23 protein-coding genes and 1 riboswitch are annotated in these 20,152 nt (G+C 33.3%); of the genes, 5 read left to right on the forward strand and 18 right to left on the reverse strand.

Annotation, left to right across the window (positions count from 1 at the left end):
* Positions 1-13: 13 nt before the first annotated feature.
* From thiE to CLOST_RS10155, 6 genes are all read right to left on the reverse strand, one after another.
* Positions 14-667: a thiamine phosphate synthase gene (thiE, locus tag CLOST_RS10130; RefSeq protein WP_013362220.1), complete on the reverse strand. Its 654-nt coding sequence runs from the start codon at positions 665-667 to the stop codon at positions 14-16.
* Positions 648-1,469, reverse strand: coding sequence for a hydroxyethylthiazole kinase (gene thiM / locus CLOST_RS10135; protein WP_013362221.1), 822 nt, complete (start codon positions 1,467-1,469; stop codon positions 648-650). The genes thiE and thiM overlap by 20 nt, the downstream gene beginning before the upstream one ends.
* 35 nt (positions 1,470-1,504) lie before the next feature.
* On the reverse strand, positions 1,505-2,293 hold the full coding sequence (gene thiD / locus CLOST_RS10140; RefSeq protein WP_013362222.1) for a bifunctional hydroxymethylpyrimidine kinase/phosphomethylpyrimidine kinase: 789 nt from the start codon (positions 2,291-2,293) through the stop codon (positions 1,505-1,507).
* Positions 2,290-2,790 carry an energy coupling factor transporter S component ThiW gene (gene thiW, locus CLOST_RS10145; protein ID WP_013362223.1) on the reverse strand — a complete coding sequence of 167 codons (501 nt, stop codon included), beginning with the start codon at positions 2,788-2,790 and terminating at the stop codon, positions 2,290-2,292. Before thiW ends, thiD begins: the two co-directional genes overlap by 4 nt.
* A 72-nt stretch (positions 2,791-2,862) precedes the next feature.
* Positions 2,863-2,968: riboswitch (TPP riboswitch) on the reverse strand.
* Between the two features lie 70 nt (positions 2,969-3,038).
* Positions 3,039-4,082 (reverse strand): M42 family metallopeptidase, encoded by a 1,044-nt coding sequence (locus CLOST_RS10150; protein WP_013362224.1) that lies wholly within the window; start codon positions 4,080-4,082, stop codon positions 3,039-3,041.
* Positions 4,083-4,174: 92 nt separating this feature from the next.
* The gene (locus tag CLOST_RS10155; protein WP_013362225.1) at positions 4,175-5,329 is read right to left on the reverse strand and encodes an aminotransferase class V-fold PLP-dependent enzyme; all 1,155 of its coding nucleotides are present in this window, start codon (positions 5,327-5,329) and stop codon (positions 4,175-4,177) included.
* Positions 5,330-5,502: 173 nt separating this feature from the next.
* Between CLOST_RS10155 and yedE the strand changes: the two genes are divergently transcribed.
* From yedE to CLOST_RS10170, 3 genes are read left to right on the forward strand one after another with little or no spacing between them, the layout of a single operon-like run.
* On the forward strand, positions 5,503-6,585 hold the full coding sequence (yedE, locus tag CLOST_RS10160; RefSeq protein ID WP_013362226.1) for a YedE family putative selenium transporter: 1,083 nt from the start codon (positions 5,503-5,505) through the stop codon (positions 6,583-6,585).
* A 1-nt stretch (position 6,586) separates the two neighbouring features.
* Complete coding sequence (locus tag CLOST_RS10165) at positions 6,587-6,793, forward strand: sulfurtransferase TusA family protein (RefSeq protein WP_013362227.1); 207 nt, start codon at positions 6,587-6,589, stop codon at positions 6,791-6,793.
* Positions 6,771-7,025, forward strand: coding sequence for a putative Se/S carrier protein (locus tag CLOST_RS10170; protein ID WP_013362228.1), 255 nt, complete (start codon positions 6,771-6,773; stop codon positions 7,023-7,025). The genes CLOST_RS10165 and CLOST_RS10170 overlap by 23 nt, the downstream gene beginning before the upstream one ends.
* 134 nt (positions 7,026-7,159) lie before the next feature.
* Here the strand turns inward: CLOST_RS10170 and CLOST_RS13615 are convergent, their stop codons facing one another.
* The gene (locus tag CLOST_RS13615) at positions 7,160-8,140 is read right to left on the reverse strand and encodes a methyltransferase domain-containing protein (protein ID WP_162091645.1); all 981 of its coding nucleotides are present in this window, start codon (positions 8,138-8,140) and stop codon (positions 7,160-7,162) included.
* A gap of 230 nt (positions 8,141-8,370) precedes the next feature.
* Here CLOST_RS13615 and CLOST_RS10180 point away from each other — a divergent pair, with 230 nt between their 5' ends.
* Positions 8,371-8,907, forward strand: coding sequence for a gamma carbonic anhydrase family protein (locus CLOST_RS10180; RefSeq protein WP_013362230.1), 537 nt, complete (start codon positions 8,371-8,373; stop codon positions 8,905-8,907).
* Between the two features lie 143 nt (positions 8,908-9,050).
* Here the strand turns inward: CLOST_RS10180 and CLOST_RS10185 are convergent, their stop codons facing one another.
* From CLOST_RS10185 to asrA, 11 genes are all read right to left on the reverse strand, one after another.
* Positions 9,051-9,410, reverse strand: coding sequence for a NifB/NifX family molybdenum-iron cluster-binding protein (locus CLOST_RS10185; RefSeq protein WP_013362231.1), 360 nt, complete (start codon positions 9,408-9,410; stop codon positions 9,051-9,053).
* A 22-nt stretch (positions 9,411-9,432) separates the two neighbouring features.
* A complete protein-coding gene (locus tag CLOST_RS10190; RefSeq protein ID WP_013362232.1) occupies positions 9,433-10,977 on the reverse strand; it encodes a glutamate synthase-related protein in 1,545 nt (514 codons plus the stop codon).
* Between the two features lie 69 nt (positions 10,978-11,046).
* On the reverse strand, positions 11,047-11,934 hold the full coding sequence (locus tag CLOST_RS10195; protein WP_013362233.1) for an ATP-binding protein: 888 nt from the start codon (positions 11,932-11,934) through the stop codon (positions 11,047-11,049).
* The gene (locus CLOST_RS10200; protein ID WP_231853131.1) at positions 11,912-12,799 is read right to left on the reverse strand and encodes a nucleotide-binding protein; all 888 of its coding nucleotides are present in this window, start codon (positions 12,797-12,799) and stop codon (positions 11,912-11,914) included. The genes CLOST_RS10195 and CLOST_RS10200 overlap by 23 nt, the downstream gene beginning before the upstream one ends.
* Complete coding sequence (locus CLOST_RS10205; RefSeq protein ID WP_013362235.1) at positions 12,771-13,136, reverse strand: NifB/NifX family molybdenum-iron cluster-binding protein; 366 nt, start codon at positions 13,134-13,136, stop codon at positions 12,771-12,773. Before CLOST_RS10205 ends, CLOST_RS10200 begins: the two co-directional genes overlap by 29 nt.
* Before the next feature lie 290 nt (positions 13,137-13,426).
* On the reverse strand, positions 13,427-14,122 hold the full coding sequence (locus tag CLOST_RS10210) for a DUF2225 domain-containing protein (protein WP_013362236.1): 696 nt from the start codon (positions 14,120-14,122) through the stop codon (positions 13,427-13,429).
* A 117-nt stretch (positions 14,123-14,239) separates the two neighbouring features.
* The gene (locus tag CLOST_RS10215) at positions 14,240-15,448 is read right to left on the reverse strand and encodes an alanyl-tRNA editing protein (protein ID WP_013362237.1); all 1,209 of its coding nucleotides are present in this window, start codon (positions 15,446-15,448) and stop codon (positions 14,240-14,242) included.
* Between the two features lie 15 nt (positions 15,449-15,463).
* On the reverse strand, positions 15,464-16,216 hold the full coding sequence (locus CLOST_RS10220; protein ID WP_013362238.1) for an exodeoxyribonuclease III: 753 nt from the start codon (positions 16,214-16,216) through the stop codon (positions 15,464-15,466).
* Positions 16,217-16,396: 180 nt separating this feature from the next.
* Complete coding sequence (gene asrC, locus CLOST_RS10225) at positions 16,397-17,398, reverse strand: sulfite reductase subunit C (protein ID WP_013362239.1); 1,002 nt, start codon at positions 17,396-17,398, stop codon at positions 16,397-16,399.
* Between the two features lie 11 nt (positions 17,399-17,409).
* Entirely contained in the window at positions 17,410-18,198 is a 789-nt protein-coding gene (gene asrB, locus CLOST_RS10230; RefSeq protein ID WP_013362240.1) for an anaerobic sulfite reductase subunit AsrB, read from the reverse strand.
* Position 18,199: 1 nt separating this feature from the next.
* Complete coding sequence (asrA, locus tag CLOST_RS10235; RefSeq protein WP_013362241.1) at positions 18,200-19,219, reverse strand: anaerobic sulfite reductase subunit AsrA; 1,020 nt, start codon at positions 19,217-19,219, stop codon at positions 18,200-18,202.
* Positions 19,220-19,571: 352 nt separating this feature from the next.
* Here asrA and CLOST_RS10240 point away from each other — a divergent pair, with 352 nt between their 5' ends.
* Positions 19,572-20,093 (forward strand): peroxiredoxin, encoded by a 522-nt coding sequence (locus CLOST_RS10240; RefSeq protein WP_013362242.1) that lies wholly within the window; start codon positions 19,572-19,574, stop codon positions 20,091-20,093.
* Positions 20,094-20,152 lie beyond the last annotated feature (59 nt).

Below are 20,152 nucleotides of genomic sequence, written 5' to 3' on the forward strand. Positions count from 1 at the left end.
TCCTTTTTATTTTTTATATTTTTAATAGATTATCAACTGATTGTCTTAAATTTTTCGTAGCATTTAGGCAGTCTGCTTGCCCTAAAATCGCTGATACTACGCAAACACCATCTAGTCCAAGATTGTTTAGCTTTGAAATGTTTTCCTGATTTATTCCGCCTATTCCAAGCACTGGAATATTGATTTTACTGCATATATCAGAAATATCTAAAAGGCTAAGCTCACTAGCATCAGCTTTAGTTAAGGTTGGAAAAATTGCTCCCACTCCTATATAATCCGCATCACTTTCTATTGCTTTTGTAGCTTGACTTAAGGTCTTTGCAGAAACTCCTAAAATTTTATCTTGTCCTAGAAGTTTTCTAACAAGTAGAGCATCTAAATCCTCTTGTCCCACATGTACTCCCTCAGCATCCAGTGCTAGAGCTATATCTACTCTATCGTTGATGATGAGAGGAATATTATGACGTCTAGTGATTTCTTTTAGCTTTAATCCTATCTGATAAAACTCTCTGCAAGATGCTGTTTTTTCTCTTAGCTGAACTACAGTCACACCACCTTTAATGGCATCTTCCACACTATGAAATAGGTCTTTGCCAGAAAGGCAGAGTCTATCTGTAACTAAATATAATGAGTAGTCAGTTTTTTTTCTAAGCTCTGATTTTTTCATTTTCCAAAGCCTCCATATACAGATTAATTTTATTTGCATCCATAGTATGTACATAGTCAAATAGTCTAGTTCTAAAGGTTCCTATTCCTTCGTTGTTTTTAAGACTGCATTCTGCTAGTTCTCCAGCTATTCCTATTACTGTAAGCGCTGAAGTTGCAGCTAAAAATGAATCTACTCCTGAGGCGCAAAAGCTTCCTGTCAAAGAGCTTGCCATGCATCCTGTTCCTGTGACTTGCTTCATCATTTTGGTTCCATTTTTTAATCTTAGCTCTCTAGATTCATCCAGTACGATATCTACAGCTCCAGTTATAGCTACTGTGCAAGGCTTAAATTCAATGAGCTCTTTTGCACAAGACATTGCTGCATCTGATTCACTAGATGAGTCTACTCCTTTTGTATTTCCTGTAAGTCCTGACATTGCCATTATTTCTGAAGCATTTCCTCTTATCACTGAAATATTTAATTCTTCAAATAATCTTTGCGCCCACATAGTTCTATAACTTGTGGCTCCTGCTCCTACAGGGTCTAAAACTATAGGTATTCCAATTTTATTTGCTTCTTTTCCTGCAAGAAGCATAGACTCAACTGTTCTAGCATTTAAAGTCCCTATGTTTAGAACTAGTGCCTTTGCTAGATTTACCATTTCCTTTACTTCATTTTCATCATCGGCCATAACTGGCGATGCTCCTATAGCTAGGGTGATATTGGCACAGTCATTGATAGTTACACTATTTGTAATATGATGCACTAGCGGACTAATATCCCTAAGTTTATGAAGCGAACTTATAACTTGATCTTTCATCATAAATCTCCTTTCTCACTAACTTTAGCTTTTTGCTATGTAATAAGTCTGTACAGGTGGTTTGTCGGACCATTTCCACTTCCTATATCCAAACTATTTCTTATAGCTCCTGTGATGTATTCCTTTGCATCAAATACTGCTTGCTCTACAGATAATCCAAGAGCTAGATTAGAAGCTATAGCAGATGAAAGAGTACATCCTGTACCATGGGTATTATTTGTATTAATTTTTGGAGCATCATACCATCTGAGTTTATCTTCATAGGCCAGTAAATCTGCCGCATCATCCACTAGATGCCCTCCTTTAATAAGTACAGCAGAGGATGTTAGTTTCCTAAATGCATGAACTGACTTTTCCATATCTTCTTTTGATTTTATTTCTAAGCCATCTAATATAGCAGACGCCTCATGAAGATTTGGTGTAATTACATCAGCTAGTGGCAAAAGCTCTTGAATTAGAGCTTTTTTTGCATCCTTTTCAAGCAAATCAAATCCAGTAGTGGATATCATGACAGGATCTAAGACAATATTTTTAAACCTATAGCTCTTTATTAGCTCTGCAACTGTGAGAATTATTTCAGCATTTGACAGCATCCCTATTTTTACTGCATCTATGTCTATATCCTCTGCCACTGCTTCTATTTGTTTTCTTACTGAGAGAGATGAGAGAGTCTCTATATGGCTTACTCCTAAAGTGTTTTGAGCAGTTACGGCTGTTATTACGCTCATGCCATATACCTTATGAGCACAGAAGGTTTTTAGGTCAGCTTGGATTCCTGCTCCACCAGAAGAATCAGAGCCAGCAATAGTCAGAACCTTCTTCATGCACTATGCCTCCCATCGTCTTTAGTCAATTTATAAGCAAATGCAGACTTAAGTACTGCTATTGCTATTATGCTTCCACCGATAGTGCTTAGCATAAAAGGAACTACAAAGAAAAATGCTCCTACTTCTTTTCCAAGAATGAATTTTGCCATAGGAAAAGCAACTAGACCTCCTATGATTCCTGTTCCAATTATTTCTCCCAAAGCAGAAAGCGAAATTTTGTTAAACTTTTTATACATATACGAGGCCAGTATAGCTCCAAATATACTTCCTGGAAACGCAAGTATAGAGCCTGTTCCCAGTATATTTCTAAGCAGTGATATCAAAAATGCGTTTAATACAGCGTAATAAGGTCCAAGCAGCACCGCTGAAATAACATTAATCGTGTGCTGAATAGGGAAACATTTAGCTACCCCTACTGGAATATAAATTACATGTCCTACCATAGTTCCTATGGCTACCAATAATGATGCAAATACCATTTTTTGAATCTTCATCCTACTTCCTCCTAATATATTTTTTTGTAAATAAAAAGAGCATAAACCCAATCTAGGATTTATGCCCAATATAAATAAATGGCCTAACTTCCCTACGCTGGCATTATCCAGATCAGGTAAAGGGTCAAAGAACACATCTTTATCTCAGCCGATTTGATCGGCACCCCTAGTCTAATTTATTAAATTATTTCTTGCTCTTGTGACTCAGTTTACAACTAAAGATTTAAAAAATCAAGTCTATTTTATATTTATTTTAGTGTTATGTATGATATAAGTAATTTTAATGTGTTTTCAAATGCGAAGTAATGAGTTCTTTCCATTCCATGAGATGCATGTACTCCTGGTCCAATTAAAGCACCTTTTATGTTATAGCCTGCAGTAAGTGCAGCTCTTACATCTGAACTATAGAAAGGATAAATATCTACAGCAAATGAAAGCTTGTTATCTTTTGCTAGATTAATCAAAGTCGAAGTCATATTGTAATCATATGGTCCTGCAGAATCTTTTGCACAGATAGATACATCATATTCTGTACAACTCAAATCATCTCCAATACAACCCATATCAACCGCTATAAGTTCTGTTATATCTTCAGGGATATTCGATGAACCATGGCCTACTTCTTCGTAAACTGAAAATACAATTCTCAAATCATATTCAGGAGTTAAATTGTTATCCTTAAGATATTTCATCAGTCCAAACAGACAAGCAACGCTACCTTTATCATCTATAAATCTGGACTTGATAAAACCACTAGGCGTAATAGTAGTTTTAGGTTCAATAAATATAAAATCTCCTGGCATTATGCCTAGGTTTTCTACATCTTCCTTTGACTTAACACATTCATCTATACGAATAGTCATGTTTTCAGTATCTCTAGGCTTGCTGCTTGCATCCTTGAACACATGAACTGCTGGACTAGTGCTTAAAAACGTTCCTGTGTAAAGCTTTCCATCTCGAGTTTTTATTTGGCAGTATTCACCATCTAGTGTCGGTACTATAGGTCCTCCAACTAAAGTAAATTTAAGCTGACCATCTGATGTTATTGATCTTACCATAGCTCCTAATGTATCTACATGAGAAGAAAGCCCTATTACTCTGTCCTTTGATTTCCCTGCTATGCTTATAAATCCACAGCCTTTTTGGTTCACTGTCATTTCATATCCTAGCTCTTTTACCCAAGATTTCATTTCTTCGATTATTTCGTGACAAAATCCACTTGGACTATGAAACTCCATTAGGCTCTTTGCTGTGCTTAGAATATATTCTTTGTCGATATTATGAAAGTTCATATTTCCTCCTTAGTATATGTTTTTTCCCATCTTAATAATTGTAACAAATAACAATACACATAGAAAGAAATATTATAAATAAAAATAAATTTTTATAAACCATTAAGAATTGCTTTTATACTTTCTAAAACATAATCGACTTCTTTGCAAGTATTGTAATGCCCTAAGCTAAACCTCACTGTACCTTGAGGAAAGGTGTTATAAAACTTGTGGGCACTAGGACTACAATGAAGTCCACATCTATTTTGAATTTTGTATTTTGATTGAAGTTCATGAGACACTACTGCATTATCTATGTCTTTAAAATCCAAAGATAGTATAGCCGTTTTATTGTCATTATCATTTAGTCCTATAATTTCAAATCCATTATGTTTTGATTTTAAATCGAGCAATCCCAATTCAAAATATTTAAGTAAATCTCTTTCTTTCTTGCAAATAGCTTCAATTCCTTGTTCTTCTATATATTTCAAGCTTGCATTTAGTCCATATATCCCTGGCAAATTTTGAGTTCCAGCTTCATATTTATCTGGCATATCAAAAGGCTGTATTTCTAAGTTTGATTTGCTCCCCGTTCCGCCTTCAATAAAAGTACCTACTCTCTCAATCAAGTCCTCACTAATTACAAAACCTCCCATACCCTGTGGCCCTAGCAAACCCTTATGTCCTGTAAAGCATAAGCCGTCTATGTACATTGCCTTCATATCTATAGGAAGTACCCCTGCTGTTTGAGCTGAATCAACAATAAAAGGCACATCAAACTCCTTGCACAGTTTTCCAATTTGCTTTATTGGTAATATGTCTCCAGATACATTACTGCTGTGGCTTACTATTACTGCTTTTATTTCATTTTCAAGTTGGTTAATTAAATCTTGCTCATCAAACTTACATTTCTCATTTAGCTTTAGCTTTATTATCTCGGCTTTTACTTTATTTAATGGCCTCATTACAGCATTGTGTTCAAACGGTGAAACTAGAACCTTGTCATTTTCTTTTATCAATCCTTTTATGATAATATTCAGACTCTCTGTGATATTTTTTGTAAAGCAAACATTCTCTGCTAAATCAAAGTTGAAAAGAGCAGCTATCATTTCTCTAGTTTCATAAACTATATCTTCAGCACTAATAGCATCTTCATAAACACCTCTTGAAATATTACATCCAATATTCTTCATATAATCAACCATAGAATCTATCATTTGCTGGGGCTTAGGATATGTAGTAGCTGCATTATCAAAATATACTCTCATTTGATTTCCTCCTCTTACTTATTGTATATATTAACTTTATCATGTATATATGCTTATCATTATAAATTTACTTTATGGTTAGTATAAAAAAATTCTATTTGGCATATGACAATAATTATAAGTTTTCTTTGTTATAATTTAGTTGAATAAAATAATTAGAAAGGAAGATGATTATGAAAAACAAAATTGGTATCATCATTGCAGGAGCAATTATAGGCATATTGTCAGTAGCTTCTGTAAAATTAGGCAATCCTCTTAATATGGGACTTTGCATCGCTTGTTTTATAAGAGATATCGCAGGCGGATTAGGGCTTCATAGAGCTGAAGTAGTTCAGTATATACGCCCTGAAGTTATAGGAATTATACTAGGAGCTTTTATTATGTCAAAAGCTAGTAAGGAGTTCAATCCTAAAAACGGTTCTTCTCCTTTTACTAGATTTATTTTAGGCTTTATAGTTATGATAGGTGCGCTTATGTTCTTAGGCTGTCCTCTTAGAATGATTCTTAGACTAGGCGGAGGAGACTTAAATGCATTATTTGGAATTTTGGGCTTTACAGTTGGTATTTTTGCTGGAGTTAAAATTTTAGATAAAGGTTTTAGTCTTGGTCGTACATATAACGCTTCTCCTTTAGAAGCTAGTTCAATTTCAATACTTGCATTAGTACTTCTTGGAATTTTAGTATTTATTCCTACACTACTTATATTTAGTGAATCTGGCCCTGGATCAATGAGAGCTCCTTGGATATTTGCTCTTATAGTTGGTTTAGTATCTGGTATAGCTGCTCAAAAAACTAGACTTTGTATGGTTGGTGGAATTAGAGATATGATTATGTTTAAAGACAGCTATCTTCTAACTGGATTTTTATCAATCTTTGTATTTGTTTTGATTGGAAATATGCTTACTGGTCAATTTAAGCTAGGATTTATAGAACAACCTGTAGCTCACACCGATGCACTATGGAATTTTTTAGGGATGGCTCTTGCTGGCTGGGGTAGCGTTCTTCTTGGTGGATGCCCTCTACGCCAATTAATACTAGCAGGCGAAGGTAATGTAGATTCAGCCGTAACTATTATAGGTATGCTTGTAGGCGCAGCTTTCGCTCATAACTTTAAGCTTGCTTCTGCTCCTACTGGTCCATCACTAAATGGACAAGTTGCAGTTATTCTTGGATTTATAGTTTTAGGAGGTATTTCATATTTTTATATAGAAAAGGAAATAAAATTTAAAGAAGTTGAATTAAAGGAAGGTGCTTAATATGATAGAAGTCGATGCTAGAGGTCTTTCATGTCCACAGCCTGTTTTGCTTGCAAAGAAAGCTATGAAAAAGTCAAATACTAGCTTTTCTGTAATAGTGGATAATGAAACAGCAAAGCAAAATGTAAAAAGATTTATGGATTCAAATGGCTATAAAATAGAAATAAATGCAAGCGGAGAAGATTATGTTCTTAGAGCAAGCAAATAAATATATTGTTTTATTTTTTACTCACTCAGGTGCTGTAAAATACAGACGATTTCTAAACAAAAACAATATAGATAACGAAATGATGCCAGTTCCTAGAAGGCTAAGCTCTAGCTGTGGCGTATGCATTTCATTTTGCTATGATGATATATCAAGTATAATTACTACAGATATAGAAAAGATATTTAAGGAACTAGATGACTCAAAATTCGAGGAAATTTATACTACAAACTAGTATAAATCAAAACTAATTCATAGCTACTAAGCTACTAAATCAATTTCAAAATTACTAATCAAAAAGAGCAGTATTTATAAATAATCCTTATAATAAGGACTTTATAGAATCTGCTCTTTAATTATTAAATAGATTTAGCTTTTATACAGGATTACGTTAAGCCATTTTTCGTTTTCTCTGCCTACTCTTTTATCTGATGTAATCCAAATTTCTTCAATTTTAAAAGGTGTTTTGGTATCTATTATATCCTTTACTAAGCTTTGAGTGTAAGAAGTAAACACTCTTCCATCCTCTACTTTTTCAGAATCACCATATTTAAGGGATATATATACATGACCTTCTGGCTTAAGCGCTTCATAAAATTTTAGCAAGACCTTTACAAAGGCTTTTCTAGTTAAATGTATAAGAGATGAACAGGCCCAAATGGCGTTAAAATCTTCATTGTAATTTAGCTCTGTGAATTTCATATTTATAACTGATTTTCCTATAAAGCTACTTGCTCTTTGGGCCAGTTTTTTACATCCATCAAAGCTAGTTACATCATAGCCTTTTTCTAGGAAATGTTTGCTATCTCTTCCAGCGCCACATCCTGCATCTAATATATTGTCTCCATCTTTCAGGTATACTTCAAATCTTTCATATACATCAGACATATCTATAAACAGAGTTTCGTCCGCATATGCATCTCCATTTTTTTCATAAAAAGTAATAGCTGCTTTTTCTTCCTTCCATGATCTATATGCATCAATATCTGCGGAAATTTGCTTAAATAAAAATCCAAAAATAACTACATCATCTACAAATCCACCTGGAATTAAATCTGGCAAAATATCAATTGGCGTTATAAAATATATAAGGCCTACAACTAATATCATAAGCGAACCCATAGGAATCTGCTTGTATTCTCCAGAGATCCAGTCCTTTAATAGCGAAAATACTATTTGAAGCTTGCTCCAAATTTCATCTATAGGTCCAATTCTATTTGCCTTAGCCTTATTCATAGCTTCTTCAAGTAGCTTTGATACCTTATTTTTATCTTTCAAAATTTCCATAGCTTTAGTCTCATTTTTTTTGTAGAAAAGCGATTTAAATTTAGTTATGATAGTCTCTACCATATTATTACTTATTCTCAATTCATCTCATCTCCATTTTTAATTAATCTTATACAAAAACTCTCTCATATTCTGATATAATAATTATTATACTACAAATAAGTAGTTGATTATTGAAAATTATTTTACAAAAAAAGAACTCCATCCATTAAGGCAACCAAAGATTGCCAGTGAGTCTCTAAAACCTTGCTTTATCCACAGTAAAAATCTATTAAATTGGAGGTATAATAATTATGTATGCAGCATTCGAGGGGCATAGTCCTGTAATTGATAATAAATGTTTTGTAGCTGATGGCTGCCAGGTCATTGGAAATGTAGAAATGTTAGAATACAGTAGCATTTGGTTTAACTCTGTAGCTAGAGCCGATGTAAATAAAATTTTGATTGGCAGATATTCTAATGTTCAAGATGGAAGCGTACTTCACTGTGATGATGACTATCCACTAATTATTGGCGATTATGTGACTGTAGGCCATAAAGCTATTCTTCACGGCTGTACTATAGAAGACCATGTTCTAGTTGGTATGGGAGCTACTATACTAAACGGAGCAGTAATAGGAAGAGGATGCATTATAGGGGCTGGAGCAGTAGTTAAGGAAAATATGGTAGTGCCACCATTTTCTATGCTTGCAGGTGTCCCTGCAAAAATTTTAAAACAGCTTCCTGAAGACACTACTGCGCTTCATAATCATGCTGTAAAATATAAAACTCTATGGGCTAAAAGATATGCAATTTTGCCTGAAGATGACGGCGAAAGCTTCGAGGATTAATATATTGTAACTATAACGTATGAATAAGATATTTATAATAATCCTTTTTCAAATGATATTTAATTTAATAGCCATAATTTATACAAAAAAAGGTAGTACATATGCACTACCTTTTTTTGAATTCAACTACAATCCTCTATATTCTAATGTCCACATCCATCGCTTTCATGCATATGGTCATGACATACACTTCCTGTTGATTTTAGTTCACCGCTTAAATATGAATTTATAGTATTTTCAAGTTCTCCCTTAGCTCCTATTATTACTTCAATGTTTTTTTCATTGAATATCTCAATAGCTCCTCCTCCCATTCCACCAGAAATTATTACATTAACTCCTTGCTCATGTAAAAATACTGGAAGGAATCCTGGTCTATGACCTGGGTTTTTAACTTTTTCAGAATTTACTACTTCTTTGCCATCCACTTCATAAATATGAAAGTGCTCACAATGTCCAAAATGTTGTGTTACCATACCTCTGTCACTTGCAATTGCTATTTTCATAATCTTCCTCCTAAAAATGTTTTTATTTTAATATTTTTGATAAACGCTTACTGTAGCTATCTAAGCCACTTACCTCTGAGGCTAAAGCTGTCATAGGTAATATATCAGCTCTAGATATGTCCTTTATATCAAATCTTCTATTAAGAGCCATGAGCTGTTTCACTCCTGTACTTACTCTTTCTAAATATGAGTAAACTCCTATAGCACCCGCTGGAAGATTCACAGCATCTTCATATATAGTTTTAAGTTGCTTAATGTCTTCAAATATCTCTTCTTTAGTATTTCCAAATCTTTTTATATCTGGAAAAATATTTCCGTTGTCAATAGCCTCTCCAACATGTTTTCCTGATATTGCAGCAGCCATGGCAGCTCTTCCTATAGCTACAAAGTTAATATATGGCGCTCCAAGGGACAGGGCTTTATATACTTGATCTTCCATAGCTATACCACCAGTAATTGCAACCTGAACTTTTTTATAGCCTTCACTATAGATTTTTTCTAAAAGTCCATATACTATGCATTCTAGCTCTACTGTTGGGCTTCCCCACTCATTCATCATTTTAACTGGACTATTTCCAGTTCCTCCACCTGCTCCATCAAATGTAACTAAGTCAACTTCACACTTAGAGGCTATCTTTAATATTCTGAGTAGATCCTCAGGGTCAAATGGGCCTGTTTTAAAGCAAATTCTCTTTGCTCCTTTTGCTCTAAGCTCTGCAATTCTTTTTTCAAAATGCTCTTCATCCCAAACAGGTAATTTACCAATTCTTTCAAAAACTTGGCCAATTCCTGATTTATAAGCTTCTGCAATTTTTGAATCACTAGGATCAGGGTAAACCACATAGCCCATTTTTTGAAATTTAAGAGCATCGTTTATATCTTTAATTCTGCCCATTCCTTGTATGCCTTTTGCTGCTTGTCCAAACTTTATTTCTACAGATTCCACTCCTAGTTTTTCTATGGCATAATCTAAAACTCCTAGATACTCATCATCCATATTGGCTTGGAGTATAATATCTCCATAACCATGATAATATTTTCTAAATGTATCTACCATTTCTTTAATTAAGGGAGAATTTATAACTTTATTATGGTCTAGCTCAAGAGCTTTATCTTTAGCTACTACGTCCTCTCCTATAACTACAGGTACTCCAAACACTGCCGCTCCAGCATAGTAATCCTGCCAGTTTAACTTAGCAATCGCGGGTAATATATAGGGGCCTTTTACAGGTATAGGATTTTTGATGCCAAATGTAGTCTTTATTTCCGCTTTAGGATAGGTTACTTCATAAGGATCCATACTTTCGCCTTTTGCTTGAAAGACTCTTCCATTGATATTAAAATGAGAAAAATCAAGTGAGTATTCTTTTTCTGATGCAAATTGATTTATGTCTGTAGCATATGGATAAATTGCTTCTGAGCCTCTCACTGCCGATAGTCCTATTTCACACGGTCCTACGCAATTTGCAGTACATACGCAGCACATGCCTGAGCTAAGTGATAGATTCTCTGGTGTCCTCATTTTAGTGTTAGATAAAGTACTTCCTAAAGAGATACGTTTAGACATTTTTAGCACCATCCTCACATTTTATAAAATTTAATATATTAACTATAATATTTTTACCCTTAATTCCACTTATAATATAGATTCTAATTTATTCTCTTTCTCTAGAAGATAACTTATCGTCTTATGATATACATTTTTTACTGCTTTTCCAGAAACTGTATCTTCATCTATTATGCTTTTGCCTTCATTTATAGCTTTTACAGCCTTATTATCAAAAGGAATATTTCCTACAAAAGGTATATTTTTCTGTATGCAATATTCTTCTATTTCCTCTGCTTTTTTTATATTTGTGTCATATTTATTGATACAAACAGCCACTTTAGTTTTAAAATGATTTGCTGTTTCTATTATCCTTTTCATATCACTGATTCCTGAAATAGACGGCTCTGAAACAATAAGAATAAAATCTACTCCTGTAATAGATGCTATTACTGGACATCCTATACCAGGAGAACCATCAATAATAACTATCTCATCAGTGACTAAATTATCTCTCAATCCTTTTTTGACTTCAGATACTAACATTCCAGATGTTCCACTACCCATCTTAAGCTCTGCTGTAGAAAAAATAGCATCTGACTTATATAGCATAAGCTCTCCAGCTACATCTTTATTCATAATGATGGCATTTACAGGGCAGACATATTCACAAAGACTACAGCCTTCACATGCAAAAGGATTTACTTTGTAATCTGATTCATTTTCTATGGCATCAAACCTACATTTTTCCATGCAAAGCCCACAATTGATACATTTTTCAGAATCAATTACAGCTTTATTCATACCATAATAATTTGAACTTATTTTATCTGTATTTTGATGCATAAGTAAATGTAAATTAGGAGCATCTACATCGCAGTCAGCATAACCTTTTGCATTTAAAAGTTTAATAAATGCTGTAGCTACTGTAGTTTTACCTGTACCACCTTTACCGCTAAGAATTAATAATTGCTTCATTTTGAGCCTCCTTAGTGATATCAGTTAACAGTTTTGCAAATAAGTCATGATAACTCCTGTTTTCTTTAGAAACTATTTTCCCATCAGAGTTTAGTTTTCCAAGCTCAACATCAAATGGAATTTCGCTTAATATTTTTATTTTATTATTCTCGCAAAATTCCTTTGAGGGATTGAATCCATCTTGGGTTTTGTTTAGAACAACACCAAAAGGTTTTTTAAATAATCTTACTAAATCATACACCATCTTTAGATTATGACTACCAAACAATGTAGGTTCCGCTACTAGTAGGCAGTAATCAGCATCCTTTATGCTTTCCATAACTATGCAGGCACTGCCTGGTGGGCAATCTACAATAGTGACTTGCTCATTTATATTTTCATCATCTATCATAGCTTTTATTATAGGAACTCCAGAAGCTTCTCCAGTGTTTAATATACCTGACACAACTGTAACATCTTCTAGATTACCTTTTTCTATTTTCCCTATCGATTTATTAATTTCAGATATCGCACTTTCAGGGCAAATTTCCATACATCCTCCACAAGAGTGGCAAACTTCACTAAATACTTTTACTTTGTTATTTATGTAAGCTAAAGCGTTAAATTTACAAAAATCTACGCATTTTTTACATCCATTACAAAGGTAGTCATTCACATATGGAATTTTTACCGATACATCTTCTTTAGTCAGGTAATCGGGTTTGAAAAAAAGATGGCCATTTGGTTCTTCTACATCACAATCTAAATAAAGAGCCTTTTTCGCAGTGTAAGCTAAGTTTACAGAAACTAAAGTTTTACCAGTGCCACCCTTACCGCTAAGGACTGCAATTTTGAGCCTATTTTCCATGATTATGCATTCCTTCATGAATTTCAGTCAGTTCATTAAGCTTTCCAGCTTCATAAGCTTCTAAATTGACTTTTATTGAATCACCTTGAGTTTTGTACATTTTAATATTCGCTCCATTAATAACATCCGCAGCATTTCCTCCGCATCTTGGAGTAAGTAGTACATCAATTTTTCTATCTACTAAACTCTGAGCAGCTTTTATTCCAGCTCCTCCTGGACTAGAAGCTGCTTCATTGTCAAAAAACTCTGCTTCTTTTGAGTCAGTATCATATATCATATAATATGGTGTCCTTCCAAACGATATGCAAACCTTTGATTCTATGTTCTTTTCATCTACTGGTATAGCTATTTTCATACTTTCATCTCCTCATAGCAAGTTATTGGCATATGCCTTTTATAATTTTGATTATACTCTTTTAATTTTTGATGTCAATAAAAGTTTTTAGCATATGCTATTTAATTGATGATTGAATAGCTTTATAATTCTTGATATAATCTGAAAATCTATTTTTTAAAGCAAACGTTGATTTTTTTTGCAAAAACTAAAAAACTAAGAACCACGTATAAGCTGATTCTTAGTTTCAAAATAAAATATTAAATTATAAATTACTAAATTCAAAGTCATCCTCAAAAACTTGAGCTGTGTCAGGCGCCTTTTTGTGTTTCAAAATGCACAGTGCTTTTTCTTTCTTCTTTAAACTCTATCCATAAATCTCTAGCTGCATTCATAGTGATTCTAGGAACATTTCTTTCTGCAAATAACTCAGCATACCATCTTTTTGCATCTTCATAATAGTTAAGTCTTCTGCTTAGCTCTGCAAGAGTATAAAGCATAAAATATCTTTTATATCCTATAGCTTCAAAATCTTCATTTATATAGCATTTTTTATAATTATCATAACTCTGATTAAGATAACTCATTTCACCTTCAATATTCCCTTGCTCTCTATAAAGCCAAGCTATTTTCAAAGACAATCCTGCTTTTACATAATATGGCTCTTCTATTAGTTGGGCAATGTATAGTCCTAGTTTTAGCGTTCTCAGTCCATCCTCATGAGTTCTTTCACCTGCAAGTCTAGTAAAATCCTTTATATTTAGAAGGTACTGAATAATCTTTTCTGTTTTCTGTATATTAAGCCTCTTATTAGCATTCTCTCCAAAGGCATATCCACAGTGTGGGCAGATGTTTATTTCATAGTGGTAAGGATTTACACCTTTGTATATTTTATGATTATCAGATTCTACCTTTTCTACTCTTAATTTAGAACTGAGGGGTTTTTTAGTCGTAAAATTAGACTTGCAATTTGGACAAGCATATTTTTTATCGTATAGTAAAATCATTTTACATCCCTCCTAACTAAAACTATACACCTAGAAATTATCCTAGTCAATAGTACTATGTTAAATTGGGCATAAAAATAAATTTATAGGTCCAAAGGGACTAATTACCTATTACGATTAATTGACAATCTTTGACATCAAGCTAGTGTAAAAAGCAATTATCTCTTCTTTAGTTTCAAAGCTTCCTTGTGCCTTATCTTTTGAACCTCCTCCTTTTCCATTATAGGATTTTATATTTTCTTTAAAAAACTGTCCCAGATTTATGGCATCATTTTTTGTCACAGCAGTAATCTTATTATCAACTGTAGTTGCAAGAATAACTGTATTTGATTTTTCAAGCAAAATAGACTCTATATGTACTAGTGTAAGAAAGTCTACATCATCAAAAATAATAGCTATTGTTTCATCAGCCTTTATATTAAGTGAAATATTTTTTGCAAGATCTTTTCTTATAATATCACTTTGCTTCTTTAAAGCAGATATATCCTCTCTTTGTTTTTGTACCTTCGTCAAAATCATTGATTCTTCTGATGAAAGTTCCTTTTTTAATGATTTAATAATATCGTTTTTTTCTTTATAATCGTTTAGGGCTCTATATCCACATAGGAAAGAAATCCTAGTCATTCCTTTATACGATTCTGCTTTTATTATTTTTATTATACCCACTTCTCCTAGATTTCTCACATGAGTTCCGCAGCATGCACAGCAATCAGCTTCTCCCATAGATACCACCCTTATATCTTCCTCAGCAGTTATTTCTTTTCTTATTGGATATGCTTTTAAGCCTTCTGTGTCTGTAACTATCTGGTCTACTTTTTGATTTTCAAAAATATATCTATTGGTTTCATTTTCTGCCTCAATAAGCATCTCTTCTGTCATATCTTTTATATTGATATCTATAGTTACAAATTGTTCTCCAATGTGAAAACCCTTGTTAGCTCCACCAAATAATTTTAGTATCACTCCAGAAAGAGCATGTTCTCCAGAGTGTTGCTGCATAAAATCAAATCTTCTATTAAAATCTATTTTAGATTTAACTTTTGAATTTTTCGGAAGCTCATTTACATAATGATACACTATACCATCTTTTTCTTTTACATCAAAAACTGGTATTTCTTCTATTTCTCCTCTATCGCTGGGTTGCCCTCCACCTTCTGGATAAAATATAGTTTCATCAAGTACAATTTTATAAAATTCTTTATCCTTAAGTATAGCTACTATATTAGAACTTGCCTCTATCATGTATGGATTAAAATAATATAGTTTATTTGTAGGATTAAGGGTAGCTATATCTACTTCAAAAAAGTCATTTAATTCATTATTCATTTTATCTCTCCTAGATTAAAATATTTCAAGCACTACTGGACAATGGTCAGAGCCAAGAATATCCATATGAATCTCAGCATTTTTTAGCTCGTTTTTCAGTTTGTTTGATACACAGAAATAGTCAATTCTCCAGCCTGCATTATTCTCTCTGGCGTTGAATCTATATGACCACCACGTATACATTTCAGTAGCATCTGGATAGAAAAATCTAAACGAATCAATAAATCCACTGTCTAATAGATTAGTGAATTTCCCTCTTTCTTCATCGCTAAATCCAGGATTTTTCCTATTTGATTTAGGATTTTTAAGGTCTATCTCATTGTGAGCTACATTTAAATCTCCACAAACTATAACAGGTTTCTTTTCATCTAAATCATTTAAATATCTTCTAAAATCGTCTTCCCACTGCATTCTGTATTCAAGTCTAGCTAATTTTGGCTGAGCATTTGGGGTGTATACATTAACAAGATAGAAGTTATCGTATTCCAAGGTTATTACTCTGCCTTCTGTATCGTGATGCTCTATATCTATTCCATAAGCAACAGAAATTGGTTTTATTTTAGTGAATACTGCAGTTCCTGAGTAGCCTTTTTTCTCTGCATAATTCCAATACTGCTCATAATCATTTAACATCAAATCTATTTGTCCTTCTTGAAGTTTTGTCTCTTGTATGCAAAAAATATCTGCCTCTACTTCATCAAAATATTCTAAAAAGCCTTTTTTGACACAAGCTCTTATTCCATTAACATTCCAAGAAATTAGCTTCATAATAATTACTCTCCTTAGTTAATTATATTTAAATTACTTAATTTCTAATTAATTATACCATAAATCAACATTTCAAAATCAAATAAAACACCTTCAGATTAAAAATCCAAAGGTGTCTCGTCTAGGTTAAAAAAACTGAAATCATTTTATTTACAGTGCTTTATATATTATTTTTCTTTTTTACTCAGCTTCTATCATAAATGCGTCTCTTTCATATTTGTAGCCACCAAAATCTATATATTCAGCTACCTTTGCCCCTTTAGGAAGAATTACGTCCTTTAGAGCATATTCCTTAAATTTCTGATAGCCAGCTCTGTCTACTATATAGCCTACGTGCTCTTTCGGAAGGCTTCTATCTATATATTCATCTACGAAGGCATAGGTATTTTTGATAACCTTTACTATTGTGTCCTCATCTACCCACTCTAAGAAGGTTCTAGCTATTCTAGGATTTTTCTTTCCTGTTCTTCCCATTATAACCAGTCTGTAGTATTTTTGTGGATTACGGCTCCATGCCTGAGTTGGACAAGTAAGAGCGCATTCCCCACATCCTACACATCTTCTTTCGTCTCTTACTACCTTTCCATTTTTCATAGAAAGAGCTCCTGTAACTCTAATCTTACAGTTTTTAACACAGGCTTCACAGCCTATACACTGACTATAGTCATATTCAACCTTTGCCGTACCTATTACTCCAAAATCCTGCATGTGAGCTTTTATACAGTCATTTGGACATCCTGTACAGGCAACTTTAAAGTGGTGGTCATGAGGAAATATTGCTTTTTCGATTCTCTTTGCAAGCTGCGTAGTATTATAGTTTGCAAATGGACAGACCTTATTTCCAATACATGCTGATATATTTCTAGTTCCTGCTGCTGGATATCCTTTATTTGGTTCACCGATTTCTACACCATTATCAACCTCAAGCTTTTGAATTACAGGCTCTATCATTTTGTTGACTTCAGGCATATCCTCAAACCTTATTCCTGTTATTTCAAAACCTTGTCTTATAGTGATGTGCATCTTGCCATCTCCATATTTCTTGGCTATATCATGAAGTATTGGCATAATATCTGCATCAAGCTCTCCACCTGGAATTCTTACTCTTAGAGAGGTAGTTCCTCTATGTTTTGTGATACGAAATGCATTCTTTTTTATTTTTTTAGTATTTAAATCAAGCATCCTTACCCCTCCTAATCTACTAGTTTGATAGCTTTATCATATCTGAAAACCGGACCTTCAAGACAGACATAGGTTTCATCTACTTTACAATGTCCACATTTTCCTAGTCCACATGACATCTTTCTTTCAAAGGACATCCAAATCTGTTCTTTTGGCATGCCTATCTGCTGGAAGCCAAGTGCAGTAAATTTCATCATAGGAGGTGGTCCTACTATAATTACATGAGTTTTTGCAATATCCTTTATTACCATTTTTTGAACATGCTCAGTAACAAAGCCTGTACTTCCAAACCATCCTTCTTCTGGTCTATCAAGAGTTACATTGACTGGGAATTTCTCTCCCCATTTTGCTAGTTCAGGTACAAAAAGTCTGTCTTTCATAGACTTAAATCCAACAATAAGTCTAAAGCTATTAAGTGAATCAAGATTGTTGTAATAGTAGTTTATAAGGTTTTTTACTGGTGCTAGGCCAGTTCCACCTACTACTAATATTAAATCCTTGCCAAAATTATCTTCAACTCTAAATCCGTTGCCATAAGGTCCTCTTAAATATATAAAATCACCTGGTTTTTTTTCAAATAATTCATCAGTAACTTTTCCAACTTTTCTTATAGTCATCTCTATATAGCCATCACCAAAATCACTAATTGAAATTGGCGCTTCTCCTACTCTAGGAATGGATAACTGAACAAACTGACCACTTCTAACCTTTAGATCTGATTTTACAAAGAATGTATAATCTATGTCTGTCTGCTGATTAATTTTAATTATTTCTGCTGGAAATGGAATATATGGATTCATTTTATCCCTCCTTGATAGTATCGTTTACTTTTTTAGTTACTTTGTTAATACAGTTTGAAAATGATATATACTCTGGGCACTGGTCATCACATCTGCCACAACCTACACACATATGACTTCCAAATCTTTTATTAAAATCATATATTTTATGCATAGTTTTGAATCTCATTCTAGAGCCATAATCATTTCTAAACACGTGTCCGCCAGCCATATCCGTAAACTTATCAACGTGACATCCAGCCCAGGTTCTTCTTCTTTCTCCATTGTCCACGTTGTCATCATAAGCTATATCTACAGTAGTAAAGCATGAACATGTAGGACAGGAAAAATTACAGCGTCCACAGGCAATACATCTCTTTGCGTATTCTTCCCACATTTCATCGTTAAATAAGCTAGTGTCAATCTTTTCGCCATCTGGAAGATTTACAACTATATCGTTTTCCTCAACAAAATCTGGTTTAAAATCAATTTTATCAAGGTTATTAAAGTAATCAAAAAATATTGAGTCTTTTACTTCTAGCTTTACTGAGTCTTGCTCAAAACCTATACCCATTGAGTAGTTGTCAGTTTTATTTGTTCCCATACTTACGCAAAAGCAATTTTCAAAGCTTTTATTACATCCCATTACTATGTAGCTAATATTATCTCTTTTTCTTTTGTAATAAGGGTCTTGAACATCTCCATTTTTCAGAAAAATTGAATCTAGTTTATCCATAGCATGAATATCACATGATCTTAGAAATACTAAAAACTTTCTATTTTTAACTAGTGGCTCAAGTAACTGCTCTCCAACTATGTTAAAAATGGTTTCTGTTGCAGGAAAAGGTATTTCCTTTGCAGAAAATCTCGATTTTTCTTTGTATTCTATTTCTTCTACCTTTGATATTTTTTGATATCTGATATTATCTGTGTCTGAAAATCTTCCTCTGCCTTTAATTCTAACTGGCGCATAGATTTCATAGTCATTAGAAAGCCTTTCAAGGATTTCATTGAACTTTGAATTACTAATCTTATAGCTCATAGTTTCCCTCCTCGTGATTTAAATCTTTGGTAATCTTTTCCTGTTACTTTCATAAATATACCCATTAATCGTTTGTTAATCATCTAACGATACAATATCACTTAAAAAAATATCTTTCTGTGATAATTATCACAATATAAGCTCCAAATACATAAAATTTGCTAGATTTCATCTTTTATATAGCGGTATTGAAAAATTTTCTTATCAATTTTAATTTCAAATAAAACGCTCAAATGAATTTTTATATCAATTTAATAAAAAACTTCTTTTGTAATCATTACATTTATGATATAATTCTAAACAGGTTAAGAAATACTACTAAAATAAATCAATTTTATAGGAGGAATTTACAATGGAAAGAATAGTTGGAATGAAAGCTCCATCATTTAATATGGCAACAGCACTAGGAGACGGTAGTGGATTTGGAAGAGTTTCTCTTGATGACTATAAAGGCAAATGGCTTGTACTTTTCTTTTATCCCCTAGATTTTACATTTGTATGCCCTACAGAAATCACAGGATATTCAAAAAAATACGATGCATTTAAAGGTATGGACGCTGAAGTACTTGGTGTAAGTATAGACAGTGAGCATTCACATAAAGCTTGGATAAACTCAGATTTAGGCAAGCTAAACTTCCCTCTAGCTGCAGACCTTACTAAAAAGGTTGCAAGCGATTACGGTGTACTTATCGAAGAAGAAGGAATTGCTCTAAGAGGATTATTTATAATAGACCCTCAAGGTGTTGTTAGATACAGTGTAGTTCACGATTTGAATGTTGGAAGAAGTGTAGATGAAACTTTAAGAGTACTTAAAGCACTACAAACAGGGGGACTTTGCCCAGTAGACTGGTCTGAAGGTGAAGATTTACTTTAAGATAAACTTGCTTTATTACAACAAAAGCTATGAATCTCAACTTTCATGAGATTCATAGC

The sequence above is a fragment of the Acetoanaerobium sticklandii genome, from assembly GCF_000196455.1.
Taxonomy (GTDB): Bacteria; Bacillota; Clostridia; order Peptostreptococcales; family Filifactoraceae; genus Acetoanaerobium; species Acetoanaerobium sticklandii.